This window comes from Streptococcus parasanguinis (assembly GCF_047465465.1).
Taxonomy (GTDB): Bacteria; Bacillota; Bacilli; order Lactobacillales; family Streptococcaceae; genus Streptococcus; species Streptococcus parasanguinis_AI.
Genome location: NZ_JASGZU010000006.1, coordinates 64,763 through 89,522, shown reverse-complemented (window position 1 = coordinate 89,522; position 24,760 = coordinate 64,763). Strand labels below are relative to the sequence as shown.

Below are 24,760 nucleotides of genomic sequence, written 5' to 3'. Positions count from 1 at the left end.
GTGGAAGTTGTGTGAGCAATGGAGCGGACTAATACTAATAGCTCGAGGACTTATCCAAAGAGTCAGAAGATATTGACAACGAAAGGTTAACTTGTTAGAATATAGATGTTCAATTTTGAATGTTTAACCATTCAGAGTTAAGTGACGATAGCCTAGGAGATACACCTGTACCCATGCCGAACACAGCAGTTAAGCCCTAGAACGCCGGAAGTAGTTGGGGGTTGCCCCCTGTGAGATAAGGTAGTCGCTTAGCTTGATTCCGCCATAGCTCAGTTGGTAGTAGCGCATGACTGTTAATCATGATGTCGTAGGTTCGAGTCCTACTGGCGGAGTATAGAATAAAAGAGATCAAGTAATTGATCTCTTTTTTACTTTTCATTTTAATGTTAATTAAAGCTCCGTTTAGTTAACGGAGCTTTTCTCTATTTAGTTATTTGGGAAAAATGCTTGATATAAGGCTTTAATTGCTTTTTCTTCTTGATCTTTACTTACAACAAACATGATGGAAACTTCACTAGAACCTTGCGAGATCATTTGAATATTCACTTCATTCTCTGATAGTGCTTTGGCTGCAGTGGCAGTAACCCCCACTTGACTCTTCATTTTCTCACCAACAATCATAATGATGGAAAGATCATGTTCAATTTCGGCTGTGTCAACTTCGAGCTTTTGCGTTAATTGTTTTAAAATTTCTTGTTCTTTGATTGGAGTCAGTTCACGAGAACGCAAAATGATGGACAAGTCATCGATTCCTGTTGGCATATGTTCCCAACTGATATTGAGATCTTCTAAAATTTGAAGGACTTTTCGACCAAAACCGACTTCACGGTTCATAAGGTATTTTGTAGTGTTAATACTAACGAATCCTGAATCACCTGCAATTCCTACAACAGTCACATGATCATTTGAATGTTCCAAAACAATGCGGGTTCCAGGGTGGTCTGGATTATTTGTATTTTTAATAACTAATGGAATTTTACCTCTGTATGCTGGAACGAGTGCTTCATCATGCAAGACTGAAAAACCAGCATAGGCTAATTCACGCATTTCTTTGTAGGTTAATTCGGGAATAGAATGTGGGTGTTTAATAATACCTGGATGTGCTGCAAAGATACCATTTACGTCTGTAAAGTTTTCGTATAAGTCTGCTTTTACACCTGCTGCAATGATCGATCCTGTAATGTCAGATCCACCACGAGAAAATGTACAAATGTCGCCATCTTGAGTAACACCAAAGAAACCTGGAATGACAATTACTTCACTTGCATCTTTTAGTTCTTCAATTTTATCGTAGCTAGATGGTAAAATACGAGCGTTGGATGGTTCTGCAGTGACCGTAATTCCAGCTTCTTTTGGATGGATATATTTTGCTTCTAATCCATTTTGATTGAAATAGGCAGCTATGAGTTTAGCGTTGTTGTTTTCACCGGCTGCCAAAAATGCATCGTATGTAAATGGATTTCCTTTTTTAGGCAAATTTGTCAGATCATAGATATCTTCAGCAATTTCTTGAATGATAGAATCTTTGAGACCCAATTCTTCTGTAATGGCACGATAACGCTCAATAATCCACTGTTGTGTTTGCGTAACATCTTTATCTGAAGTGAATTCTTTATAATAACGGATCAGTGCATCTGTTACTTTTGTATCTTCTGCATTTCGCTTACCAGGAGCTGATACAACTACAAATCTTCTTTCTGGATCATCTTTAATGATATTAAGTACTTTTTTTAATTGTGGAGCTGATGCTAGAGAACTTCCACCGAATTTAGTTACTTTCATATTTTCTCCTTAATAGTTTCATTAGTACATTATACCAAACTTCAGTTGTTGATACAATGTATTTATAAATAGGACATAGAATAGGTGGATCTTATGAGGCTAGAAATTGTCATGATTTATATTTTACAATTTTGTTACATCTTATAGATATATTTTACTATTCTTATTTTTTATGGTATGATATGTTATAATTAAAAAGTTTTAGTATCAAAATATTTTATACTTAAATAAAAGGAGTCTGTGATGTTTGAAACAATTTTGTATTCTGTCGAAAACGATCTCGCGTCAATTTCTTTAAATCGTCCTGAAGTTTCTAATGGTTTTAACATTCCAATGTGTCAGGAAATTTTAGCTGCCTTGGAAGATGCAGAAAAAAATGAGGAAGTGAAATTCATTATTCTATCAGCAGAAGGGAAAATCTTTTCAGTTGGTGGAGATTTGAGTGAAATGAAACGCGCAGTCGATGCAGATGACATCGAGTCTCTTGTTTTAATTGCTGAATTAGTTAATACTATTTCTAAGAAAATTAAGCAATTACCTAAGCCGGTTATTATGGTAGCTGATGGAGCGGTCGCAGGAGCGGCGGCCAACATAGCAGTAGCTGTTGATTTTTGTATAATTAGTGATCGTACAAAATTTATCCAAGCCTTTGTTGGGGTTGGTTTAGCACCTGATGCGGGTGGGTTATTCTTATTAGGAAAAGCTATTGGTATGTCTCGGGCTACTCATTTAGTAATGACGGGTGAAGCTTTGACTGCAGAAAAAGCATTGGAGTATGGCCTAGCTTACCGCGTTTGTGAATCTGAAAAACTTGAGAAAACGGTTGATCAATTGCTTAAAAAATTAAGAAGAGGATCTTCAAATTCTTATGCTGCTATGAAAGAAATGGTTTGGGAAGCCTTCTTGAAAGAATGGGACCAATATGCGAATCTTGAATTAAATTTGCAAAAGAAACTAGCATTTACAGAAGATTTTAAAGAGGGGGTTATTGCCTACTCTGAAAAACGTCGGCCACAATTTAAAGGAAAATAAATTTGTATCTTTTCCATGTTTTGTGAAAAAAAGCTTGCAAATTATTTTCATTTTTGATAAAATTTGACTATCAAAGTAAAATTAGGAGGTGGAGTTTTGAATTACCAATTAGTTAACGACTATTTAACATCCATCTTTAATAATGTTTTGGTTATTGAGGAGTCGAGTCTAAGAGCAAGTCGATTCAAAGATGTTTCTATTAAAGAAATGCATACGATCGATGTGATTGGTTCGACACCGAATGCAACCCCGAGTGATATTTCACGGGAGTTGATGGTGACTTTGGGGACTGTCACGACAAGTTTGAATAATCTTGAGCGCAAAGGGTATATCGAAAGAAGAAGATCGGAAGTTGATCGCCGGGTTGTACACTTGAGTTTAACGAAGAACGGTCGTCTACTTTATCGTCTTCATCAGCAATTCCATAAACGGATGGTCAACCAGATTATTGGAGATATGAGTCCCGAAGAGAAGAAAGTGATGCAAAAAGGATTGCAAAATCTGTATCGTTTCTTGGAGGAAATTAAATAATGGTCTTTGCTAAAATTAGTCAAGTTGCTCATTATGCACCTGACCAAGTCGTATCAAATGATGATTTGGCTGAGATCATGGATACAAGTGATGAATGGATCAGTAGTCGGACAGGTATCCTTCGGCGTCACATTTCAAAAGATGAGACGACAAGTGATCTAGCAACAGTCGTTGCACAAAGATTATTAGCAAAAGCAAACTTAGACGCTGAGAAAATTGATTTCATCCTTGTGGCTACGATTACTCCAGACAGCTTAATGCCATCAACTGCAGCCCGGGTACAAGCTAATATTGGAGCTACTCGAGCTTTTGGATTTGATCTGACTGCAGCATGTAGCGGATTTGTATTTGCATTAGCCACTGCTGAAAAATACATTTCTTCAGGTATGTACCGGAGAGGAATTGTGATCGGTAGTGAGACGCTTTCAAAAGTATTAGACTGGTCAGACCGTTCTACTTCAGTCCTTTTTGGAGATGGAGCTGGTGGTGTCTTGCTTGAAGCGAGTGATCAAAAATCGTTTTTGGCTGAAAATCTTTTTACGGATGGTAGCCGAGGTGCTAGTCTGGAGTCTTGCTATTTGGGTTTGTCTTCTCCTTATTCAGATGAAGTTTCTGATCGAAGATATCTGACCATGGACGGACGGGCAGTTTTTGATTTTGCCATTCGTGATGTCACGAAAAGTATTCAAAAAATAATAGCAGACGCCTCAATGGAAGCAGAAGAGATTGACTATTTTCTGTTACACCAGGCGAATGACCGAATGTTAGATAAGATGTCAAAGAAGCTGGGTGTCTCTAGAGAGAAAATCCCAGCAAATATGATGGAATATGGGAACACTAGTGCTGCTAGTATCCCCATTCTATTATCGGAGTGTGTCGAGAATCATCGAATCAAGATGGATGGAAGTCAAAAAATTCTTCTGACAGGATTCGGTGGAGGTTTGACATGGGGCACACTTCTTGTTACAATCTAGTTAAACATGTGGAAACACATTTTAAAAATTTATATATTATTTTTTAAGGAGGCCTATCATGGCAGTATTTGAAAAAGTACAAGAAATTATCGTTGAAGAACTTGGTAAAGAACCATCAGAAGTAACTCTTGAATCTACATTTGAAGATTTAGAAGCAGATTCGTTGGATTTGTTCCAAGTGATCTCTGAAATTGAAGATGCTTTTGACATCCAAATCGAAACTGAAGAAGGATTGTCTACAGTTGGTGACCTTGTCGCTTACGTAGAAGAAAAAACAAAATAATGATAGATGAGAGTATCGAAAGATATTCTCTCTTGTTTAGGTAATAGTTTGAGGCTCAAAGAAACAATCTTTTAAACTCAAACTATTACTTAAGCGAAAAAAGAGGTAGGTATAATGCAAACACGAATTACTGAAATATTGAATATTAAATATCCAATCTTCCAAGGTGGGATGGCATGGGTCGCTGATGGTGACTTGGCTGGAGCAGTATCAAACGCCGGTGGTCTTGGAATCATTGGTGGCGGGAACGCTCCAAAAGAAGTTGTAAAGGCTAACATTGATAAAGTGAAGTCTATTACAGATAAACCTTTTGGTGTAAATATCATGCTTTTGTCCCCATTCGCGGATGACATTGTTGACCTGGTGATTGAAGAAGGTGTAAAAGTTGTTACAACTGGTGCTGGAAATCCTGGGAAATACATGGATCGTTTCCATGAAGCAGGGATCACTGTCATTCCAGTTGTTCCATCTGTTGCCCTTGCAAAACGGATGGAAAAATTGGGTGCCGATGCGGTGATTGCAGAAGGCATGGAAGCTGGAGGTCACATTGGTAAATTGACGACCATGACCTTGGTTCGTCAAGTGGTTGAAGCTGTTTCTATTCCAGTAATTGGTGCTGGAGGTGTCGCTGATGGTTCCGGTGCTGCAGCTGTCTTTATGTTAGGCGCTGAAGCTGTTCAGGTGGGAACTCGTTTCGTGGTTGCTAAAGAATCTAACGCTCACCAAAACTTTAAGAATAAAATCTTGAAAGCGAAAGATATTGATACGGTAGTTTCAGCATCAGTTGTTGGACACCCTGTTCGTGCGATCAAGAATAAATTGGCTTCTGCCTATAACCAAGCTGAAAAAGATTTCTTGGCAGGTAAGAAGACTCAAGAAGAAATTGAAGAATTAGGAGCAGGTGCGCTTCGCAATGCCGTTGTTGATGGAGATGTTGACAATGGATCTGTAATGGCAGGCCAAATTGCTGGTCTTGTGAGCAAGGAAGAAACTTGTGCTGAAATTCTAGAAGATATCTATTATGGTGCAGCCAAGGTGATTCAAAGAGAGGCTGCTCGTTGGGCAGATGTAAACGTCTAAAAACGTCGAAAGGATTAGGATAGTGACAAAACGTGCGTTCTTATTTGCTGGTCAAGGGGCTCAGAAATTGGGCATGGCGAGCGATTTGTATGCGGCTTATCCCGTTGTTAAAGAGACATTTGATACGGCTAGTCGTATTCTAGGCTATGATTTGCGTGAATTGATTGATTCTAACGAAGAAAAACTGAATCAGACACGCTATACTCAACCAGCTATTTTGACAACGTCAGTAGCCATTTATCGTCTCTTAGTAGAAAATGGTATCACTCCTGATATTGTTGCCGGCCTCTCTTTGGGGGAATATTCTGCCCTGGTTGCGGCTGGAGCTCTTTCGTTTGAAGATGCAGTAGCTTTGGTTGCGAAACGAGGTGAATTCATGGAAACGGCAGCTCCCGCTGGAAGTGGGAAAATGGTTGCTGTTATGAATACAGATCCAAGTTTGATCGAAGAGATTTGTCAACAAGCATCTGAAAAGGGTGTAGTGACACCAGCTAACTACAATACACCCGCACAAATTGTGATTGGTGGTGAGGTTGCAGCTGTGGACTATGCTGTGGAACTATTGCAGGAAGCAGGTGCCAAACGCTTGATCCCTTTGAATGTGTCAGGTCCATTCCACACAGCCTTACTGGAATCTGCTAGTCAAAAATTGGCGGCTGAACTAGAAAAAGTATCATTTAATGATTTTGATCTTCCTTTAGTTGGGAATACAGAAGCTACTATCATGAAGTCAGAAGATGTGAAAGCACTTTTGGCCCGTCAAGTAAAAGAACCGGTTCGTTTCTATGATTCAATTGCTACGATTCAAGACTTTGGTGTAGATGAAGTCATCGAGATCGGACCTGGAAAAGTCTTGTCAGGATTCTTGAAGAAAATTGATAAAACTCTTCCAACTCATAACGTCGAAGATCAGGCTAGTCTAGATGCACTTCTGAATGCTTAAAACGAGGTAAAGATGGAACTTAAAAATAAAAATGTTTTTGTAACAGGTTCAACACGCGGAATTGGATTGGCTGTGGCTCATAAATTTGCGAGTCTCGGTGCCAATGTTGTCCTAAATGGACGTTCTGAAATTTCTGAGGACTTGCTTGCACAGTTTGCTGACTATGGTGTGACTGTTGTTGGTATTTCTGGGGATATTTCTAATGGCGAAGATGCGCAACGTATGGTGGCTGAAGCAATTGAAAAGCTTGGAAGTGTTGATGTTTTGGTCAATAACGCTGGGATCACAAACGACAAGTTGATGTTGAAAATGACTGAAGAAGATTTTGAACGGGTCTTGAAAATCAACTTGACAGGTGCCTTTAATATGACTCAAGCTGTCTTAAAACCGATGTCTAAAGCTCGTCAAGGGGCCATTATCAACATGTCCTCTGTTGTTGGTCTAATGGGGAATATCGGTCAAGCTAACTATGCGGCTTCAAAAGCTGGTTTGATTGGTTTCACTAAATCAGTAGCGCGTGAAGTTGCGGCTCGTGGCGTTCGTGTGAATGCCATTGCACCTGGTTTCATTGAATCAGATATGACTGATGCTATTCCAGAGAAAATGAAAGATGCCATGCTAGCTCAAGTGCCAATGAAACGAATTGGTCAAGCTGAAGAAGTGGCAGAAGTTGCGGCTTTCTTAGCAGGTCAAGAATATTTAACTGGTCAAACAATTGCCATTGATGGCGGCATGACTATGCAATAATGAATGCTCACTGATCGAAAATCACTTACTTAAATATCCATCCGACAAAAGGAGAATATATATGTCTACAAATCGTGTTGTTGTTACAGGTTACGGTGTAACCTCACCAATCGGAAATACACCAGAGGAGTTCTGGAATAGCCTTCATGAAGGAAAAATTGGAATCAAGCCCATTACAAAATTTGATGCTTCTGAAATTCCAGTCTTTAATGCTGGTGAAATTCAAGATTTCCCATTCGATAAATATTTCGTAAAAAAAGATCAAAATCGTATGGATACTTACTCATTGTATGCAATCTATGCTGCAATGGAAGCTATTGAAAATTCAGGCTTGAACATGGAAGAAGAAGATCGCGATCGTGTTGGTGTGATTGTATCATCTGGTATCGGTGGTTTGCAAGAATTGGAAGATCAAATTATCCGGATGCATGAACGTGGGATGAAGAGAATCCAACCAATGTTTATTCCAAAAGCTCTTTCAAACATGGGGGCTGGAAACATCGCACTTAAGATTGGGGCTCAAGGGGTATGTAAATCCGTGACAACAGCTTGTGCTTCTGCCAACGATGCCATTGGTGAAGCTTTCCGTGAAATTAAATTTGGTATGCATGATGTTGTTTTGGCAGGTGGTGCTGAAGCTTCGATTACTAAGATTGGTATCGGTGGTTTCAATGCTCTTACGGCCCTTTCAACAACAGAAGACCCAGAACGTTCATCTATCCCATTTGACAAAGACCGTAATGGTTTTGTGATGGGTGAAGGTGCAGGGGTTCTTGTCATCGAAAGTTTGGAACATGCCCAAAAACGTGGTGCTAATATTTTGGCTGAAATTGTTGGTTACGGCTCAAACTGTGATGCTTACCATATGACAACACCAACACCAGATGGTTCAGGTGCTGCTAAAGCAATTAAATTGGCTATTAATGAAGCTGGTATCAAACCTGAAGATGTCGATTATGTCAATGCGCATGGTACATCTACACCTGCCAATGAGAAAGGTGAAAGCGGAGCTATTGTTTCTGTACTTGGTAAAGAAGTTCCTGTATCATCTACGAAATCATTTACAGGACACTTGCTTGGTGCTGCTGGTGCGGTTGAAGCGATTGCTACCATCGAAGCGATTCGTCACAGCTTTGTACCAAAAACTGCTGGTACTAAAGAATTGTCTGACTATATCGAAGCAAACGTTGTTTATGGTGAAGGTCAAGAAGCGGATATTCAGTACGCTATCTCAAATACCTTTGGTTTTGGAGGACACAATGCTGTTCTGGCCTTTAAACGTTGGGAGGGTTAATTCATGAATATTTCTGAAATCAAAGATTTGTTGGCTCAATTTGATGCGTCAACTTTGCGTGAATTCTCATATAAAAATAATGGCGAAGAATTGAATTTGAGTAAAAACCAAACGAGTTCAGTTGCGGCTACACCGGTTGCTCCTGCAGTTGAAGTGGTAGCAACTCCTCAAACTCCTGTAGTAGCCCCTGTTGTTGAAGCACCAGCAACTCCAGCTGTAGCGGCTGAACCAGTTGCTGCTCCAGCTCAGGCTGCAGAAGGTGATGTGGTTGAAAGTCCATTGGTTGGGGTGGCTTACTTGTCGCCAGCTCCGGACAAACCAGCCTTTGTATCTGTAGGAGACAAAGTTACTAAGGGTCAAACACTCTTGATTATCGAAGCCATGAAAGTGATGAATGAAGTCCCAGCACCAAAGGATGGGGTAGTCACTGAAATTTTAGTAACGAATGAAGAAATGGTTGAATTTGGAAAAGGATTGGTTCGAATCAAATGACAATTGATATTAATGCTATTCGTGAGGCTTTGCCGCATCGTTACCCAATGCTTTTGGTGGATCGCGTTATAGAAACAAGCGAAGATACGATTGTTGCCATTAAAAACGTGACAATTAATGAACCATTTTTTAATGGACATTTTCCACAATATCCTGTTATGCCAGGTGTTCTCATCATGGAAGCTTTGGCACAAACAGCAGGTGTATTAGAGTTGTCAAAACCTGAAAATAAAGGGAAATTAGTCTTTTATGCAGGGATGGACAAGGTGAAGTTTAAAAAACAAGTCGTTCCAGGAGATCAACTGGTGATGACAGCTACTTTTGTCAAACGTCGTGGAACAATTGCTGTTGTTGAAGCGAAAGCAGAGGTAGACGGTAAGCTTGCAGCTTCAGGAACGCTTACGTTTGCAATTGGAAATTAAGAAAGGCCTATCTATGTTTCGTAAGATCTTAATCGCCAATCGTGGTGAGATTGCAGTGCGCATTATTCGTGCGGCTCGTGAACTTGGCATCGAGACGGTTGCGGTGTATTCTACTGCTGATAAAGAAGCCTTGCATACCTTACTAGCGGATGAAGCAGTCTGTATTGGCCCTGCTAAATCAACAGAATCTTATTTGAATATGAGTGCTGTCTTGTCTGCAGCTGTTCTAACAGGAGCAGAAGCTATCCACCCTGGTTTTGGATTTTTAAGTGAAAACTCAAAATTTGCGACCATGTGTGAGGAAGTGGGCATTAAATTTATTGGTCCTTCTGCTAAAGTCATGGATTTGATGGGGGATAAGATTAATGCTCGTAAACAGATGATCAAAGCAGGAGTGCCTGTTATTCCTGGATCAGATGGTGAAGTGTATACTGCTGAAGAAGCCCTCGAGATTGCAGAACGTATTGGTTACCCTGTGATGTTGAAAGCATCTGCAGGAGGCGGTGGTAAGGGAATTCGGAAGGTTGAAAAACCAGAAGATTTGGTTGCTGCTTTTGAATCTGCTTCCTCAGAAGCTCAAGCTGCTTTTGGAAATGGTGCCATGTATATGGAACGGGTGATTTATCCTGCACGCCACATTGAAGTACAAATTTTAGCGGATCAGCATGGACATGTCGTTCACTTAGGTGAACGCGATTGTTCTCTTCAACGAAATAACCAAAAGGTTCTAGAGGAATCCCCTTCGATTGCCATCGGAAAAACGCTTCGCAATCGCATTGGTTCTGCTGCTGTTCGGGCAGCTGAATCAGTTGGATATGAGAATGCTGGAACGATTGAATTCTTGTATGATGAAGGCAAGGGTGAGTTCTACTTTATGGAAATGAATACCCGTGTGCAAGTAGAGCATCCTGTTACAGAATTTGTAACAGGAGTTGATATCGTTAAGGAACAGATTAAAATTGCAGCTGGACAAGAATTATCCGTTACTCAAGAGGATATTGTCTTTAAAGGCCATGCGATTGAATGCCGGATCAATGCGGAAAATCCTTCCTTTAACTTTGCACCAAGCCCAGGTAAGATTACTAATCTCTATCTTCCAAGTGGTGGGGTAGGATTACGTGTGGATTCTGCTGTGTATCCTGGTTATACGATTCCACCATACTATGATAGTATGATTGCTAAGATCATTGTCCATGGTGAAAATCGCTTTGATGCACTGATGAAAATGCAGAGAGCTCTTTATGAGTTGGAAATCGATGGTGTCACAACCAATAGCAGTTTCCAGTTGGATTTGATTTCAGATTCACATGTGATCGCTGGTGATTATGATACTGCATTTTTGATGGAACAATTCCTTCCAAATTATAATAAGGAATGATGAAAAAGCCTGGACTTGTGAGGGAAGTATGAACATCATCCTCACAGTTGCAGGCTTTTATAGTAATGCTACAGATGCAGTAGCATATTATAAGGAGTAAGTAATGGCATTATTTTCTAAAAAAGATAAATATATTCGGATCAATCCGAATAGGTCAGCCTGGAAGGAACCTCAGCCAAAACCTGAAGTACCTGATGAACTATTTTCACAATGCCCAGGTTGTAAACATACCATTTACCAAAAAGATTTAGGTAGTGAACGGGTATGCCCGAATTGTGGCTATACCTTCCGTATTTCTGCTAAAGAACGCTTGGCGCTGACAGTGGATCCAGCTAGCTTTGAAGAAATGTTTACAGGAATCGAAACGACAGACCCTTTGAATTTTCCTAATTATAAGAAGAAACTGGCAGCAGTGCGGGAAATGACAGGGCTGGATGAAGCTGTGCTAACTGGAACTGCCTTGATTAAAGGCCAAAAAGTTGCTCTTGGGATCATGGATTCCAACTTTATCATGGCTTCAATGGGTTCTGTAGTAGGTGAAAAAATTACTCGTTTATTTGAATTTGCGACAAAAGAAAAATTGCCAGTTGTTCTCTTTACTGCTTCCGGTGGCGCTCGGATGCAAGAAGGTATCGTGAGTTTGATGCAAATGGCAAAAATTTCTGCGGCTGTTCAACGTCATTCTAAAGAAAAATTATTTTATTTGACGGTATTGACAGATCCAACAACCGGTGGGGTGACGGCTTCATTTGCTATGGAAGGTGATATTATCATGGCAGAGAGTCAAGCCTTGGTTGGGTTTGCCGGTCGGCGCGTGATTGAATCAACTGTGCGTGAAAAATTGCCAGATGATTTCCAAAAAGCAGAATTTCTACAAGAACATGGATTTGTTGACTTGATCGTGGAGAGAAGCCAAATCCGAGCAACAGTTGGACAATTATTGGCCCTTCATGGAGGTAAACATGAGTAAAATAACACAGATTATTAAAGAGGCACGTGACCAAGGAAGATTGACTGCGCTTGATTTTGCTCAAGGAATCTTTGATGATTTTATCGAATTACATGGAGATCGAAACTTCCGTGATGATGGTGCGGTGATTGGTGGGATTGGACGCTTAGGCGATCAAACGGTTACAGTCGTTGGGATCCAAAAAGGAAAAAATCTTCAGGATAATCTAAAACGTAATTTTGGGCAACCACATCCAGAAGGCTATCGAAAAGCTTTGCGCCTCATGAAGCAAGCAGAGAAATTTGGCCGTCCAGTTGTGACCTTTATCAATACAGCGGGTGCTTATCCTGGTGTTGGTGCTGAAGAACGAGGACAAGGGGAAGCCATTGCCCGCAACCTCATGGAAATGAGTGATCTAAAAGTTCCAATTATCGCGATTATCATCGGAGAAGGTGGTTCTGGAGGTGCCTTGGCTCTTGCTGTAGCAGACAAGGTTTGGATGCTGGAGAACTCCATCTATGCAGTCTTGAGTCCAGAAGGTTTCGCCTCTATTCTTTGGAAAGATGGAAGTCGTGCCATGGAAGCAGCAGAGTTGATGAAGATTACTTCTCACGAATTGTTAAATATGGAAATTGTCGATAAGGTGATTCCCGAGCATGGATTTTCAAATGGAGAACTACTGGCTCAAGTGAAGAAGGAATTACAGGAAGAGTTAAAGGTTTTACAAGCCTTACCTCTCGAAGAGCTTCTGGAGCAACGCTACCAACGTTTTCGTAAATATTAAAAAACTGAGCTTGCAAATTGCAAGACTCAGTTTTTTTAAACTTTATTTTGGTGCGATGACTTCTGCACCACCCATGTATGGGCGAAGGACTTCTGGAATGGTCACAGAACCGTCTTCGTTTTGGTAGTTTTCAAGAATAGCAGCGACGGTACGTCCGACTGCCAATCCAGAACCGTTCAAAGTGTGAAGGAGTTTTACCTTGCCATCTGCTTCATCACGGTAGCGGATTTGCGCACGGCGAGCTTGGAAATCTTCTGTATTGGAACAGCTTGAGATTTCACGGTAGGTGTTTTGCGCTGGAATCCATACTTCTAAGTCGTAAGTCTTGGCAGCTGAGAAGCCCATGTCTCCCGTTGAGAGAGCTACTACACGGTATGGAAGGTTCAGTTTTTGAAGGATATTTTCAGCATTGACAACCATTTTTTCCAATTCATCATATGATTCTTCTGGTTTAGCAAACTTCACCATTTCAACCTTATGGAATTGGTGCAAACGGATCAAGCCACGAGTATCACGACCAGCTGAACCAGCTTCTGAACGGAAAGATGGACTCATAGCGGTGAAGTAGATTGGAAGGTCTTTCCCATCAAGAATTTCATCGCGGTAGTAGTTCGTCAAAGGAACTTCAGCTGTTGGAATGAGGACATAATTGGTATCGCTAAGTTCAAAAGTGTCTTCCTTGAATTTTGGATACTGACCAGTACCAAACATAGAATCATGGTTGACCATGTAAGGAGGGATGACTTCAGTGTAGCCTTCCTTGCCATGTTCGTCCAACATGAAGTTGTAGATAGCGCGTTCTAAGCGAGCTCCAAGTCCTTTGTAGAAGAGGAAACGAGCACCAGTGACTTTAGCCCCGCGTTCCCAGTCAAGGATATCAAGGTCTTCTCCTAAATCCCAGTGAGCTTTTGGTTCAAAGCCAAATTCGCGCGGTGTTCCCCAACGGCGAACCTCAACGTTGTCATCCTCATCTGCTCCAACAGGGACACTATCAGCAGGGATGTTTGGAAGGGTAGTAGTGAATTCAGTTAATTTGGCATCGATTTCAGCCAATTCTGTATCCAATGCTTTGACCTCTGCAGAGAGGGTTTGCATGGCAGCAATCTTATCATCTGCATTTTCCTTGTTGCGCTTAGCTTGTGCGATTTCAGCAGATACAGTGTTACGCTCTGCTTTGAGATTTTCTACTTTGACTAAGATATCTCGACGTTTGGCATCGATTTCTTTCATTTCATTCAAAATAGCTGCATCTACGCCACGTGTTGCCAATTTTTTAGCAACCGCATCAAAGTCTGTACGAATCCGTTTAATATCTAACATAGCTTCTCCTTTAACAAAAAACACACCTGTTAGAGTGTTGGAGTGGCAGAGCCACGGTTCCATCCAACTTCACAGGTGTGCACTTGATTCGATATTGTATTTTAAAGAAACGGTAGAATTTCAATTAAGATTTCTATCTGCTCGCAGCAACCGCAGACTTTCTGAAAGAACCTCTTAACTTACTTATCCGTTTGCGTCTATTATACAAGAAAAGATCCTATTTTGCAAATAGATTTTTAATTTTAGCCGTGATGATTTGGATCAACGTAGGAAGTTTGACAATTTTCTCATTTCCTAGATGTTCCCGAGCAATCTTTAAAATTTTTCCAGAGTCTTTTGAAGCAAAGAGAAATTTTGATTCTCTGGTATAGATTTCAAAATGGCGGCTAATTTTACGTCCGGATACATTGGCTCCGATTCGCTCGATTTCTTGCCAGGGAATTTGGATGTAGTCTTCAACATTTGCATCCGCATAAAATTCAAAAGCGGCATTCCCGACTAGGATTTTTCCAACCTTTCCCCCCACTCCAAGGTAAGAAACCCCTGTAGTATGGAATTCAACGGTTTTATTCAATGATTGAGCCATGAGATCCTCCTGTATTGCTGTTCACTCCATTATATCATAATAAAAAGAAGGCCGAAACCTTCTTTTTAGTTGATCTTTGCTTACATCAAGCCAGCAACGTGTGCTAATACACCGATTACAAAGAGAGCGATGATGATAGTGATTGGAGATACTTTTTTCTTCAACAACCACATACAAGCAAAAGTAAGAAGCAATCCCATCAAACCAGGAATCAATGAATCCAAGTTTTGTTGGAAAGTTGTAACTTTTTCAGGTGTTTGAGATAGGCCTGAACCAACTTGAGCGAAGGCTTCTTGAATTCCTTTGAAACCTTCAGGAAGTTTATCCCAGTGGATATAAGCTTTATCGTCTAATTTGACAGAAGAAACATTGAAGACGAATTTAATAGATACCCAACGTTCTACCAAAACAGCGAGGATGAACATCCCAAGGATAGAAGCCCCTTTAGTGATGTCTTGCAAGATCCCACCAGACATATCTTTGGTAATTTCAGAACCTGCTTTGTAGCCAAGCTCTTGCGTGTACCACAAGAAGGCCATACGAATCGCATTCCATGCGATAAAGAAGATGAGTGGACCAAGGATATTACCAGACGCAGCAAGTGATGCACCAAGGGCACCAAGGATAGGACGTACTGTAAACCAGAAGACTGGATCTCCGATACCCGCCAAAGGACCCATCATACCAATTTTAACCCCTTGGATGGCAGCATCATCAATCGCAGCACCGTTTGCTCTTTCTTCTTCAAGAGCAAGCGTTACCCCGATGATAGGAGCGGCAACGTATGGGTGAGTGTTAAAGAATTCCATGTGACGTTCAAGAGCAGCCGCTTGGTCTTCTTTCTTTGTGTAGAGTTTTTTGATAGCTGGGATCAATGAGTATGCCCAACCCAAGTTTTGCATCCGTTCATAGTTCCAAGAACCTTGCAAGAAGGTTGAACGCCACCAAACTTTTTGACGATCTGATTTAGATAATTGTAATTTTTCAGTCATGATAGTGTCACACCTTTCTTAATAGTCTTCGAGAATGTCGCCAATTGGATCGTTAGAAGTAGCGGCTCCGCCACCTCCATTGCCACCTTTCTTAGAAAGAGTAAGGTAGATCAAGGCAAGAGCAACACCGATTGCTCCAAGGGCGATCAAGGTCAATTGGCTAACAGCTGCAAGAGCAAAACCGATGGCAAAGAATGGCCATACTTCACGGCTCGCCATCATGTTGATAACCATGGCATAACCAACGGCTACAACCATACCACCACCGATTTGCATTCCATCAGAGAGCCATTTTGGCATTTGTTCAAGAGCAGTTTTGACAGTTTCAGCAGGAATCATCAACAAGAGGGCTGCAGGAATGGCGATACGAAGACCTTGAAGAAGAAGGGCCACAAAGTGAGCGCGTTCTACACCTTTGATATCCCCTTTTCTAGCAGCAGCGTCGGCAGTGTGAACCAAACCAACGGAAAGGGTACGGACGATCATGGTCAAGAAAAGACCAGCAACTGCAAGTGGAATAGCGACACCTTGAGCGACAGCGATTCCTTTTGTACTGAAGTCTCCCCCAAGTACCATGATGATGGCAGCAGCGACAGATGCAAGGGCAGCATCGGGTGCAACTGCGGCACCAATGTTTGCCCAGCCAAGTGCAATAAATTGAAGTGAACCACCAAGCATAATGCCAGCAGTCAAATTACCTGTTACCAAACCGATTAAGGTACAAGCAACAAGGGGTTGGTGGAATTGGAATTGGTCAAGGATACCTTCAAGACCTGCTAAGAAGGCAACAACGACCACTAATACCATAGAAATAATAGACATGTTTAAAATCCTTTCGTAAGTAATCGATTATTGAACGTTAGCTTTGTTAATTAAGTCAAACAAATCTTTCTTAGAGTCATTTGGCACTTTACGGACGTCAAATTCTACTCCAAGATCACGCATTTTTTCAAATGTAGCCACGTCATCTTTATCCATTGACAACACATTGTTCACCATGGTTTTACCAGTTGAGTGGGCCATTGAACCAACGTTCAAGGTTTTAATCGGAACACCACCTTCGATGGCGCGAAGAGCATCTTGGGGTGTTTCAAATAAGATCAAAGCATGGGTATTTCCAAAACGTGGATCTTTTGCAACGTCGATCAATTTTTGAATTGGGACAACGTTTGCTTTCACACCATTTGGTGCCGCTTGTTTGATCAATTCCTTACGGAGTTCATCTTTGGCAACAGAATCTGAAGCAACAATGATCCGATCGGCTTTTGAATCAGGTGTCCAAGCAGTTGCGACTTGTCCATGAAGAAGACGTGTATCTAAGCGGGCAAGGTTGATCTTGAGTTTTCCATCTCCGATAACCGTTCCTTCTGGAATAGCAGCTTGGGCTACAGGAGCAGCAGCGGCTGTACTAGCTTCTTCAACAGGATTCAATTCTTCTGGAAGGGCTTTGACACCGTCTTTTGCTTCCTTGATGATGTTTGCAGCGACTTGATCAACGCCGGCATTTGCATCCATCAAACGTTCTGTATAAGCTTGAATCAACATCGGAAGGTTCAATCCTGTGATGATCGCAAATTTACGATCTGGATTTTCTCCCATGACGCGACTTGCTTGGTTAAATGGAGAACCACTCCAAAGGTCAGCCAAAACCAAGACTTCATCTTCTGCATCAAATGCGGCAACAGCTGCATTAAATTTAGCATAGAGATCATCCGGGCCTTCACTTGGCATGAACGTAACCACTTGAACTTTCTCTTGATCCCCAAAGATCATCGAGCCGGATTGGTGGATTCCAGCTGCAAATTCACCGTGGCTAGCAATAATGATACCAATACTCATTATTGACATTCCTCCTTATAAAATTTGTTTGACTTTCAGTTTAAGAAAACTTTAAGCTACTTTATTATAAATCGTTTCCACACTTAAGTCAATTTTTCTATCAAAATCTCGATGTAAAAACATTGATTTATTATATTAAATTATCGTTAGATAGAAAAAGAATGCTCTTGAATGGCTCTTGTTTATTAGTTGATGATGGCAGAAGAAAGCAATGATATGTAGGTTTCATAGGATTTGAATTTCAATAAGAATATTCCAACAATCGATCTATATCCGCAAAAATAAAAAATAAATATATAATAAATTGTAAAATAGAGTGATTGGATGCACTAAAAAAGACTAGCCCAGTTGGGCTAGTCCGGTAGGTTCAGTTGTTTAGTTTGTAAAGTCAAGTACCATACGTCCTTGAATGGTTCCAGCTTCCATTTCGTCAAAGACTTTGACAGCATCTTCTACTGGACGTTTTTGAACGACAGGGACGACCAAGCCTTCTGCACCAAATTGGAAAGCTTCTTCCAAGTCTTTACGAGTTCCTACAAGAGAACCAATGACTTGGATACCATCTAATACAGTTTTCACAATGCTGAGGTCCATCATTTCAGAAGGAAGACCAACTGCGACCACGCGGCCACCTGCACGAACAGAATCTACTGCTTGGTTGAAAGCTACTTTAGAAACAGCTGTTACGACAGCAGAGTGAGCTCCACCATTTGTTTTTTCTTGGATCAATCCTGGGACATCTTCGACTTCGCGACCGTTTATGACAAAGTCTGCACCAACTTCTTTCGCTAATTCCAGTTTATCATTGTTGATATCGACAGCGATGACATGTGCATTGAAGACTTTCTTAGCATATTGAACAGCCAAGTTTCCTAGTCCACCAGCTCCATAGATAACGATCCATTGTCCTGGTTCAGCTTTGGCTTCTTTGATAGCTTTGTAAGTTGTAACACCTGCACAGGTAATAGAAGAAGCTTGGGCTGGATCTAATCCTTCAGGTACTTTCACTGCGTAATCTGCAGTAACGATACATTGTTCAGCCATTCCTCCATCAACAGAGTAACCAGCATTTTTTACAGTACGGCAAAGAGTTTCGCGACCAGTTGTACAGTATTCACAAGTTCCACATCCTTCGAAGAACCATGCGACACTGACACGATCCCCAACTTTTAGGCTCTTGACATCTGGAGCAACTTCTTTAACAATACCGATTCCTTCGTGTCCAAGAACACGGCCTGGAACTTTACCGAAGTCCCCGTGAGCAACGTGCAAGTCAGTGTGGCAGACACCACAGTATTCGATTTGAACAAGTGCTTCCCCTGTTTCAAGTGGACGCATGTCTTTGTTTGCAACGATTTCAACACCAGTACCTTCTGGATTTACAACAACAGCTTTCATTTTGTTCCTCCTTAAGTGAACGAGAAGCGGTTTAGAATTTTTGAAAGCGCTTCTTTAATAACTATGTTAATAATATCACAAACTAGATGACAAGGCAATGAAAAAAATGGAAAAAAAGGGAGGTATTGATTAACCGATTAAGGATTTGGCGCAGAAAAAGACATGAGGGGATAACTCATGTCTGTTAGTTTTATAAGAATAATTGAATGAGTTGGCGCGCGACACCATCTTCGTTATTTGTGAAATCTGTGACGGAATCCGCGTAAGGGAGAAGGACGGAGCTAGCATTTTTCATGGCGAATCCATGACCAGCGAGAGCTAGCATGTCGGTATCGTTGTGCTCGTCTCCAAAGGCAATCAAATCCTTCTGATCCATATTGAGTTTATCTAGAAGGTAGGTCAGAGCAGATGCTTTGGTCACATTTTTGGGATTGCATTCCAGAATATTTAAGGGACCACCCCAAGTATTGATAGACAGATTGTAGTCATAATGCCGATTCATTTCATCTGCCAGAGCATATTTGTCTTCCGCTTTCGTTTGAAAGAGGATACAGTTTGGGTCGCTCGTTACCCGCTCGGGATTGAATTGATTTTCTGGTTGGAAAGATTCAATACCGAATAATTTAGGGTCTGCAACGTGCTCATTTGGATCGGTAATAAAGAATTTATTGCGGTATTCGCCTGCTATAAAGTCCGCTTGGATGGTGTCTCGGTTAGCGACCATATCTAACAGGTATTTTTTATCTAAAGTCAAACATTGTTCATCCGCCCATTTTTTCTCAGGGAGATGCGTTAGGGAGCCGTTAAAATTGATCATCGGAGTATCTAGCTCTAGCTGTTTGTAATAGGTGTGCGCCATACGGTAGGGGCGGCCTGTTGTAATAATAACTTTATGGCCAAGAGCACTAATTTTTTTAATCGTATCAATGGTAAAGTCGCTCAATTTGCTTTCGGAATTTAAGAGAGTGCCGTCTAGATCTAGAGCGATCATCTTTTTATGCATATTTCAGTTCCTTTCGAGAAGAATGAGACCATTATATCAGAAAAATCGGAAAAGCGCTCAAAAATCGAGAAGAGAAGTAGGATTTCTTGAAAGGCGAAAGATCTTTTGGTAAAATAGAAATAACGTTCGCAAATTGATTGGGAACGAGAATGATGAAAAAGGAGTTTATTCTGAAATGGATAAGTTTTTTAAACTTTCAGAACATGGAACCACTGTTCGGACAGAGGTTCTTGCTGGTCTGACAACCTTTTTTGCGATGAGTTATATCCTCTTTGTAAATCCGCAAATGTTGTCACAAACAGGTATGCCAGCTCAAGGGGTCTTTCTTGCAACGATTATTGGATCTGTTGTCGGAACCTTGATGATGGCTTTTTATGCCAATTTACCGTATGCACAAGCACCAGGAATGGGCTTGAATGCCTTCTTTACCTTTACCGTGGTATTTGGTATGGGCTACTCATGGAAGGAAGCTTTGGGAATGGTCTTCATTTGTGGTGTGATTTCATTGATCATCACATTGACAAATGTTCGGAAGATGATCATCGAATCGATTCCGACAGCCCTACGCTCGGCTATTTCAGCGGGGATTGGGATTTTCTTGGCCTATGTTGGGATTAAGAATGCAGGATTTTTGAAATTTACGATTGACCCTCATACCTATACAGTGCTCGGAGAAGGAGCAGATAAGGCGAATGCAACGATCTCAGCCAATGCATCTGCTGTTCCTGGTTTGGTTGATTTTAACAATCCAGCCGTCCTCTTGGCTCTTGTTGGTCTTGCGATTACCATTTTCTTTGTTGTCAAAGGGATTAAGGGAGGGATTATCCTTTCCATCTTAGCAACGACGGTTCTTGGAATTCTAATCCATGTTGTTGATATCAGTAAAATCGACTTTGCAAGTAACCATCTAGGAGCTGCCTTTAATGATTTAGGCACGATCTTTGGTCAAGCTTTAGGATCGAAAGGATTGGGTTCGTTGATTTCCAATACGTCTCGTTTGCCTGAAACCTTAATGGCAATCTTAGCCTTCTCCTTGACCGATATTTTTGATACAATTGGAACTTTGATCGGTACGGGTGAAAAAGTTGGGATTGTTGCGACGAATGGGGAAAACCATCAATCAGCGAAATTAGATAAGGCCCTCTATTCAGACCTTGTAGCGACTTCAGTCGGAGCTATTGCAGGAACTTCAAACGTAACGACCTATGTTGAATCTGCAGCTGGTATTGGAGCTGGTGGACGCACTGGTTTGACAGCCTTGGTTGTAGCGATCTGTTTTGCTATTTCAAGTCTCTTTAGTCCATTGCTAGCGATTGTACCGACCGCTGCTACAGCACCAATTTTGATTGTTGTTGGGATCATGATGTTGAGTGGCTTGAAAAATATCCATTGGGAAGATATGTCAGAAGCAGTTCCTGCTTTCTTCACCTCTATCTTTATGGGCTTCAGCTACTCGATTACACAAGGGATCGCTGCCGGATTTATCACCTATAGCTTGGTGAAAGTGGTTAAAGGACAAGCCAAAGAAGTGCACAGCATGATTTGGATCCTAGATGTTCTCTTTATTTTAAACTACGTTAGCATGGCCTTGAATTAGTTATCAGGGAAATATTTAAAAAGGAATGGGAGTGGTTTCCCATTCCTTTCAGATTGAAGACAAAGTTATACCAAAAACATTCCTTAGGTGAGTACGGACGTCAGCGAACTTCTTTGAAGTTCCATGACTAATTATTGAGCCTAAGGTCTCAATAATTCCGAGTGCCTGAAACATTATTGTTTCAGGCACTTTTCTCACAGCGGAAAGTTTCAGTATTTTCTTAAATCGATTTAAAAATTGGAACTCAAATTTATTTTTTTGCAGAATCACTTAACTTATTTTACTTTAAAATAGTTTGACCATCTATCTAAAAAGCAATCCTGAGTCGAACAATTTCTAAAAGAAAGAGCAGATTTTTAAAAAGTTTGGTATAATAGAGAAATGATTAGTCATAATGAAACGGAGCTGATCGCTCTAGGAAAACAGCTAGGAAAACTCTTAGAAAAGCAAGACGTGATTATCTTATCAGGTGATCTAGGAGCAGGAAAAACGACCTTTACCAAAGGAATTGCAAAGGGGTTAGGGATTGATCAGATGATTAAAAGCCCGACCTATACCATTGTTCGTGAATACGAAGGCCGCTTGCCTTTATACCATTTGGATGTTTACCGGATTGGGAATGATCCAGATTCTATTGATTTAGATGATTTCCTATTTGGAGATGGTGCTACCATTATTGAATGGGGAGAGCTGATTGAGCCGAGTCTCTCGGATGCTTATCTAAAAATTTTTATCCGAAAATTAGAAGATGGTCGAGAGTTAGCTTTTGAAGCTCATGGAGCGCGTGCAGAAGCTTTACTGGCATCCTTTGAGCAGGTGGAAAAAACCGATGACTAAGGAAAAGGAAGTGACAGTAGAAATTCGGCAAGCTGAAAGTGCAGACGCGGCTCTTGTCGTTGATTTCTTAAATCAAGTTGGGAAAGAGTCAGATTACATGACGCTAGATGAAGCTGGAATTGGCATGTCTCCAGCAGACATGGAGCAATTTCTAATGGTGCAAGAAATGGCGGAAAATCGGATTTGCCTCTTGCTATTTCTAGATCAGGAACTGGCAGCTTCGTTAAATATCACTGCAGCTTCTCAACGGTCTGTTCGGCATATTGGTGATGTCTTTATTGTGGTTCGAAAAACTTATTGGAATCAAGGACTTGGACAGATCTTGTTGGAAGAAGGAATTGAGTGGGCGCACTCGACGGGTGTTCTTAGGAAACTAGTCTTGAATGTCCAAGTGCGCAATGAACGAGCAGTTCACCTGTATAAAAAGTTAGGTTTTGAGATCGAAGGTTGTCAAGCTCGTGGAGCTTGTTCAGCTGAAGGAGAATTCTTAGATGTTTACCTTATGGGGAAACTGATAGATTAGAGAGAGATTCTAAATGGTTAAAAAAATTATTTTGATGTTTTTGAGCTTATTGACGGTAACAGTGATTGGGATTGGGGCCTATGGCCTTACCATCCTAAACCAAACGACTGGGACTCTCAGTAAGACCTATAAAGGCTTTGGAAATGAGACCAATGTCATTGCAGAAAACAAGCCGATGACTATCCTTTTGATGGGGGTTGATACAGGTAGCGGTTCTCGGGAAGATCCTTGGGCCGGCAATAGTGATACCATGATTTTGGTGACTGTCAATCCTCAAACAAAAGAAACAACCATGACGAGCTTGGAAAGAGATATCCTAACCAATATTACTTCAGATGGCGAAACGGTCCAAGCAAAATTGAATTCGGCTTATGCTCAAGGTGGTGCCAAGTTAGCCATTAAGACCATTCAAGATCTTTTGAATATCCATATTGACCGCTATGTCATGATCAATATGAAGGGATTGGTTCAATTAGTGGATAAGGTTGGTGGTATCACGGTTAACAATCCATTTGACTTCGATATCTCGATCGAGGAAAATGAGCCAGAATATACGGCTAAGATCGCACCAGGACGTCAGGAGATTAATGGGGACCAAGCTCTCGTTTATTCACGCATGCGCTACCAAGACCCAGAAGGAGACTATGGACGTCAAAAACGCCAACGTGAAGTGATCAAAAAGATTGTTGAGAAAGTTTTAAGCCTCAATAGTTTGAGTCACTACAAAGGAATCATTGAGTCTGTTAGTGACAATATGCAAACCAACATAGCGCTTGACAGTAATAGTCTTCTTCAATTGCTAGGGTATAAAGACGCCCTTTCAACGATTCATCAGTACCAGCTGAAAGGAGAAGATGCCACCTTAGCAGATGGCGGAAGTTATCAGATTGTCACTTCAAAACATCTCTTGAAAATTCAAAATATCATCCGCAAAGCTTTGGGGCTGAAAGAAATCAAAACATTGAAAACCAATGCTTACCTATTAGATGGAGATGAAGAGTTGAAGAATACTTCTTCTCAAAATGATACGCCAGCGGCCTCATCTGAGGAAGCACCTGTTTACCAAGAGTTTAACCAACTACCAGTTGTACCATCGACCCAGGATACGGGAGTGGTGACGCCTCAAAGTTCTGTTGCACCAGTGACACCAGTTGCTCCTGCAGCTACAGAGTCGAGCAGTGTGACACCTACGGTACCTTCAGAATAAGAAAAAAACGATTGAGTTTTCTCAATCGTTTTTACTTGGTTGCCAGATGTCTTGAATTTCTTTTAGAGAGGCTGTTGCTTGTTGACTAAATAGTTTGGTCTTGTATTGGAAATCCGTTACCAATTCTTGAAGATTGGTCTTTTGGTCTTGGATAATATCCAGATTGCGTTGGATTTTTGCTAGGTTATCTTGAATTCCCTTGATCAATTGGCTGGATTCAGTCACCTCTGTTTTGATTTCTTTGCGGTTTTTTACTAGGTGGTAGCTAACGCTAGCTCCTGTTGCAAACCAAAAGAGATTTTTGAGTTTCATATGGCCTCCTTTTTAACTGTTTTTGATGGTTTCTGCGAGAACTGCTAGTTGTTCAAAATTAGGCTCGTGTTCAGTAAATGAAATGGCAAGCTCATCTTGATCGGAATAGCGAGGGATAATGTGGACATGTGTGTGAAAAACGGTTTGTCCAGAAACCTCTTCCATGTTGCTGATGATATTCATTCCCTTAGCTTGGGTAGCAGCTTCTACTTTTTTAGCAACTTTAGAAACACGTGCAAATAGTTGAGCTGTGGCTGTTTCGTCCATCTCTAAGAGGTTGCGAGCGTGTTTTTTTGGAACCACTAACGTATGACCTGGTGTAACCTGAGAGATGTCCAAAAATGCGAGGACTTCCTCGTCCTCATAGACTTTGGAGGAAGGAATGTCGCCAGCTATAATCTTACAAAAAATACAATCGTCAACCATAAATACACCTCATTTAGACTAAATTTTGT

The 24,760-nt window shown here is 41.0% G+C and carries 27 protein-coding genes, 1 tRNA gene and 1 rRNA gene; 19 read left to right on the top strand and 10 right to left on the bottom strand.

Annotated elements, in window-relative coordinates:
• Window positions 1–137 precede the first annotated feature (137 nt).
• Window positions 138–253 (top strand): 5S ribosomal RNA (rrf, locus tag QM351_RS09730).
• A 5-nt stretch (window positions 254–258) separates the two neighbouring features.
• Window positions 259–332 (top strand) — tRNA-Asn (locus QM351_RS09725).
• Window positions 333–426: 94 nt separating this feature from the next.
• Here the strand turns inward: QM351_RS09725 and QM351_RS09720 are convergent.
• Window positions 427–1,782: an aspartate kinase gene (locus QM351_RS09720; protein ID WP_070659610.1), complete on the bottom strand. Its 1,356-nt coding sequence runs from the start codon at window positions 1,780–1,782 to the stop codon at window positions 427–429.
• 240 nt (window positions 1,783–2,022) lie between these two features.
• On the opposite strand from QM351_RS09720, the gene QM351_RS09715 reads away from it, so the two are divergent.
• The 13 genes from QM351_RS09715 (at window position 2,023) to QM351_RS09655 (ending at window position 12,691) form a co-directional block, all read left to right on the top strand.
• A complete protein-coding gene (locus QM351_RS09715; RefSeq protein WP_070659612.1) occupies window positions 2,023–2,814 on the top strand; it encodes an enoyl-CoA hydratase in 792 nt (263 codons plus the stop codon).
• Window positions 2,815–2,910: 96 nt separating this feature from the next.
• Window positions 2,911–3,345 (top strand): MarR family winged helix-turn-helix transcriptional regulator, encoded by a 435-nt coding sequence (locus QM351_RS09710; protein WP_003003993.1) that lies wholly within the window; start codon window positions 2,911–2,913, stop codon window positions 3,343–3,345.
• Window positions 3,345–4,319: a beta-ketoacyl-ACP synthase III gene (locus QM351_RS09705; protein WP_277839164.1), complete on the top strand. Its 975-nt coding sequence runs from the start codon at window positions 3,345–3,347 to the stop codon at window positions 4,317–4,319. Before QM351_RS09710 ends, QM351_RS09705 begins: the two co-directional genes overlap by 1 nt.
• A gap of 58 nt (window positions 4,320–4,377) precedes the next feature.
• Window positions 4,378–4,602: an acyl carrier protein gene (locus QM351_RS09700; protein ID WP_003003892.1), complete on the top strand. Its 225-nt coding sequence runs from the start codon at window positions 4,378–4,380 to the stop codon at window positions 4,600–4,602.
• A 114-nt stretch (window positions 4,603–4,716) separates the two neighbouring features.
• Window positions 4,717–5,682 (top strand): enoyl-[acyl-carrier-protein] reductase FabK, encoded by a 966-nt coding sequence (gene fabK / locus QM351_RS09695; RefSeq protein ID WP_414327264.1) that lies wholly within the window; start codon window positions 4,717–4,719, stop codon window positions 5,680–5,682.
• A gap of 22 nt (window positions 5,683–5,704) precedes the next feature.
• Window positions 5,705–6,625 (top strand): ACP S-malonyltransferase, encoded by a 921-nt coding sequence (gene fabD / locus QM351_RS09690; protein WP_049522747.1) that lies wholly within the window; start codon window positions 5,705–5,707, stop codon window positions 6,623–6,625.
• Window positions 6,626–6,637: 12 nt separating this feature from the next.
• Window positions 6,638–7,372, top strand: coding sequence for a 3-oxoacyl-[acyl-carrier-protein] reductase (gene fabG, locus QM351_RS09685; protein WP_003010456.1), 735 nt, complete (start codon window positions 6,638–6,640; stop codon window positions 7,370–7,372).
• A 61-nt stretch (window positions 7,373–7,433) separates the two neighbouring features.
• On the top strand, window positions 7,434–8,666 hold the full coding sequence (gene fabF, locus QM351_RS09680) for a beta-ketoacyl-ACP synthase II (RefSeq protein ID WP_003010454.1): 1,233 nt from the start codon (window positions 7,434–7,436) through the stop codon (window positions 8,664–8,666).
• 3 nt (window positions 8,667–8,669) lie between these two features.
• Entirely contained in the window at window positions 8,670–9,158 is a 489-nt protein-coding gene (gene accB, locus QM351_RS09675) for an acetyl-CoA carboxylase biotin carboxyl carrier protein (protein ID WP_049482591.1), read from the top strand.
• Window positions 9,155–9,580, top strand: a complete 426-nt coding sequence (fabZ, locus tag QM351_RS09670; RefSeq protein WP_049490988.1) for a 3-hydroxyacyl-ACP dehydratase FabZ — start codon at window positions 9,155–9,157, stop codon at window positions 9,578–9,580. Before accB ends, fabZ begins: the two co-directional genes overlap by 4 nt.
• 13 nt (window positions 9,581–9,593) lie before the next feature.
• A complete protein-coding gene (locus tag QM351_RS09665; protein ID WP_414327263.1) occupies window positions 9,594–10,958 on the top strand; it encodes an acetyl-CoA carboxylase biotin carboxylase subunit in 1,365 nt (454 codons plus the stop codon).
• A gap of 103 nt (window positions 10,959–11,061) precedes the next feature.
• The gene (gene accD, locus QM351_RS09660; protein WP_003003810.1) at window positions 11,062–11,928 is read left to right on the top strand and encodes an acetyl-CoA carboxylase, carboxyltransferase subunit beta; all 867 of its coding nucleotides are present in this window, start codon (window positions 11,062–11,064) and stop codon (window positions 11,926–11,928) included.
• Complete coding sequence (locus QM351_RS09655) at window positions 11,921–12,691, top strand: acetyl-CoA carboxylase carboxyl transferase subunit alpha (RefSeq protein ID WP_021154504.1); 771 nt, start codon at window positions 11,921–11,923, stop codon at window positions 12,689–12,691. The genes accD and QM351_RS09655 overlap by 8 nt, the downstream gene beginning before the upstream one ends.
• 42 nt (window positions 12,692–12,733) lie before the next feature.
• On the opposite strand, the gene serS is transcribed toward QM351_RS09655, so the two are convergent.
• From serS to QM351_RS09620, 7 genes are all read right to left on the bottom strand, one after another.
• Window positions 12,734–14,011, bottom strand: coding sequence for a serine--tRNA ligase (gene serS / locus QM351_RS09650; RefSeq protein ID WP_003018473.1), 1,278 nt, complete (start codon window positions 14,009–14,011; stop codon window positions 12,734–12,736).
• 217 nt (window positions 14,012–14,228) lie between these two features.
• The gene (locus QM351_RS09645) at window positions 14,229–14,597 is read right to left on the bottom strand and encodes a DUF956 family protein (RefSeq protein ID WP_201037390.1); all 369 of its coding nucleotides are present in this window, start codon (window positions 14,595–14,597) and stop codon (window positions 14,229–14,231) included.
• 80 nt (window positions 14,598–14,677) lie between these two features.
• Window positions 14,678–15,589, bottom strand: coding sequence for a PTS system mannose/fructose/sorbose family transporter subunit IID (locus QM351_RS09640; protein ID WP_031575187.1), 912 nt, complete (start codon window positions 15,587–15,589; stop codon window positions 14,678–14,680).
• A gap of 18 nt (window positions 15,590–15,607) precedes the next feature.
• A complete protein-coding gene (locus QM351_RS09635; RefSeq protein WP_048789380.1) occupies window positions 15,608–16,411 on the bottom strand; it encodes a PTS mannose/fructose/sorbose transporter subunit IIC in 804 nt (267 codons plus the stop codon).
• A gap of 27 nt (window positions 16,412–16,438) precedes the next feature.
• Window positions 16,439–17,428, bottom strand: coding sequence for a PTS sugar transporter subunit IIB (locus QM351_RS09630; RefSeq protein ID WP_003010431.1), 990 nt, complete (start codon window positions 17,426–17,428; stop codon window positions 16,439–16,441).
• A gap of 375 nt (window positions 17,429–17,803) precedes the next feature.
• On the bottom strand, window positions 17,804–18,826 hold the full coding sequence (gene adhP, locus QM351_RS09625; protein ID WP_045760245.1) for an alcohol dehydrogenase AdhP: 1,023 nt from the start codon (window positions 18,824–18,826) through the stop codon (window positions 17,804–17,806).
• A 190-nt stretch (window positions 18,827–19,016) separates the two neighbouring features.
• Complete coding sequence (locus tag QM351_RS09620) at window positions 19,017–19,829, bottom strand: Cof-type HAD-IIB family hydrolase (protein ID WP_414327262.1); 813 nt, start codon at window positions 19,827–19,829, stop codon at window positions 19,017–19,019.
• 175 nt (window positions 19,830–20,004) lie between these two features.
• Between QM351_RS09620 and QM351_RS09615 the strand changes: the two genes are divergently transcribed.
• From QM351_RS09615 to brpA, 4 genes are all read left to right on the top strand, one after another.
• Window positions 20,005–21,426, top strand: coding sequence for an NCS2 family permease (locus tag QM351_RS09615; RefSeq protein ID WP_414327261.1), 1,422 nt, complete (start codon window positions 20,005–20,007; stop codon window positions 21,424–21,426).
• Window positions 21,427–21,807: 381 nt separating this feature from the next.
• A complete protein-coding gene (tsaE, locus tag QM351_RS09610; RefSeq protein ID WP_031575203.1) occupies window positions 21,808–22,263 on the top strand; it encodes a tRNA (adenosine(37)-N6)-threonylcarbamoyltransferase complex ATPase subunit type 1 TsaE in 456 nt (151 codons plus the stop codon).
• On the top strand, window positions 22,256–22,786 hold the full coding sequence (locus QM351_RS09605) for an N-acetyltransferase family protein (protein WP_414327260.1): 531 nt from the start codon (window positions 22,256–22,258) through the stop codon (window positions 22,784–22,786). Before tsaE ends, QM351_RS09605 begins: the two co-directional genes overlap by 8 nt.
• Before the next feature lie 13 nt (window positions 22,787–22,799).
• The gene (gene brpA, locus QM351_RS09600; RefSeq protein WP_031575211.1) at window positions 22,800–23,993 is read left to right on the top strand and encodes a biofilm formation/cell division transcriptional regulator BrpA; all 1,194 of its coding nucleotides are present in this window, start codon (window positions 22,800–22,802) and stop codon (window positions 23,991–23,993) included.
• A gap of 21 nt (window positions 23,994–24,014) precedes the next feature.
• Here brpA and QM351_RS09595 read toward each other — a convergent pair whose 3' ends face one another.
• Complete coding sequence (locus QM351_RS09595; RefSeq protein ID WP_414327259.1) at window positions 24,015–24,305, bottom strand: hypothetical protein; 291 nt, start codon at window positions 24,303–24,305, stop codon at window positions 24,015–24,017.
• 12 nt (window positions 24,306–24,317) lie between these two features.
• Window positions 24,318–24,731, bottom strand: coding sequence for an HIT family protein (locus tag QM351_RS09590; RefSeq protein ID WP_003012582.1), 414 nt, complete (start codon window positions 24,729–24,731; stop codon window positions 24,318–24,320).
• Window positions 24,732–24,760: the final 29 nt, after the last annotated feature.

Bases quoted from the DNA above. Each gene is read 5' to 3' on its own strand.
- QM351_RS09655 (WP_021154504.1), top strand. From the start codon at position 11,921: ATGAGTAAAATAACACAGATTATTAAAGAGGCACGTGACCAAGGAAGA.
- accB (WP_049482591.1), top strand. From the start codon at position 8,670: ATGAATATTTCTGAAATCAAAGATTTGTTGGCTCAATTTGATGCGTCA.
- adhP (WP_045760245.1), bottom strand. From the start codon at position 18,826: ATGAAAGCTGTTGTTGTAAATCCAGAAGGTACTGGTGTTGAAATCGTT.
- QM351_RS09620 (WP_414327262.1), bottom strand. From the start codon at position 19,829: ATGCATAAAAAGATGATCGCTCTAGATCTAGACGGCACTCTCTTAAAT.
- QM351_RS09590 (WP_003012582.1), bottom strand. From the start codon at position 24,731: ATGGTTGACGATTGTATTTTTTGTAAGATTATAGCTGGCGACATTCCT.
- QM351_RS09700 (WP_003003892.1), top strand. From the start codon at position 4,378: ATGGCAGTATTTGAAAAAGTACAAGAAATTATCGTTGAAGAACTTGGT.
- brpA (WP_031575211.1), top strand. From the start codon at position 22,800: ATGGTTAAAAAAATTATTTTGATGTTTTTGAGCTTATTGACGGTAACA.
- QM351_RS09705 (WP_277839164.1), top strand. From the start codon at position 3,345: ATGGTCTTTGCTAAAATTAGTCAAGTTGCTCATTATGCACCTGACCAA.
- QM351_RS09645 (WP_201037390.1), bottom strand. From the start codon at position 14,597: ATGGCTCAATCATTGAATAAAACCGTTGAATTCCATACTACAGGGGTT.
- QM351_RS09720 (WP_070659610.1), bottom strand. From the start codon at position 1,782: ATGAAAGTAACTAAATTCGGTGGAAGTTCTCTAGCATCAGCTCCACAA.
- serS (WP_003018473.1), bottom strand. From the start codon at position 14,011: ATGTTAGATATTAAACGGATTCGTACAGACTTTGATGCGGTTGCTAAA.
- QM351_RS09595 (WP_414327259.1), bottom strand. From the start codon at position 24,305: ATGAAACTCAAAAATCTCTTTTGGTTTGCAACAGGAGCTAGCGTTAGC.
- fabG (WP_003010456.1), top strand. From the start codon at position 6,638: ATGGAACTTAAAAATAAAAATGTTTTTGTAACAGGTTCAACACGCGGA.
- fabF (WP_003010454.1), top strand. From the start codon at position 7,434: ATGTCTACAAATCGTGTTGTTGTTACAGGTTACGGTGTAACCTCACCA.
- QM351_RS09665 (WP_414327263.1), top strand. From the start codon at position 9,594: ATGTTTCGTAAGATCTTAATCGCCAATCGTGGTGAGATTGCAGTGCGC.
- QM351_RS09605 (WP_414327260.1), top strand. From the start codon at position 22,256: ATGACTAAGGAAAAGGAAGTGACAGTAGAAATTCGGCAAGCTGAAAGT.
- fabK (WP_414327264.1), top strand. From the start codon at position 4,717: ATGCAAACACGAATTACTGAAATATTGAATATTAAATATCCAATCTTC.
- QM351_RS09640 (WP_031575187.1), bottom strand. From the start codon at position 15,589: ATGACTGAAAAATTACAATTATCTAAATCAGATCGTCAAAAAGTTTGG.
- QM351_RS09635 (WP_048789380.1), bottom strand. From the start codon at position 16,411: ATGTCTATTATTTCTATGGTATTAGTGGTCGTTGTTGCCTTCTTAGCA.
- fabZ (WP_049490988.1), top strand. From the start codon at position 9,155: ATGACAATTGATATTAATGCTATTCGTGAGGCTTTGCCGCATCGTTAC.
- QM351_RS09630 (WP_003010431.1), bottom strand. From the start codon at position 17,428: ATGAGTATTGGTATCATTATTGCTAGCCACGGTGAATTTGCAGCTGGA.
- accD (WP_003003810.1), top strand. From the start codon at position 11,062: ATGGCATTATTTTCTAAAAAAGATAAATATATTCGGATCAATCCGAAT.
- tsaE (WP_031575203.1), top strand. From the start codon at position 21,808: ATGATTAGTCATAATGAAACGGAGCTGATCGCTCTAGGAAAACAGCTA.
- QM351_RS09615 (WP_414327261.1), top strand. From the start codon at position 20,005: ATGGATAAGTTTTTTAAACTTTCAGAACATGGAACCACTGTTCGGACA.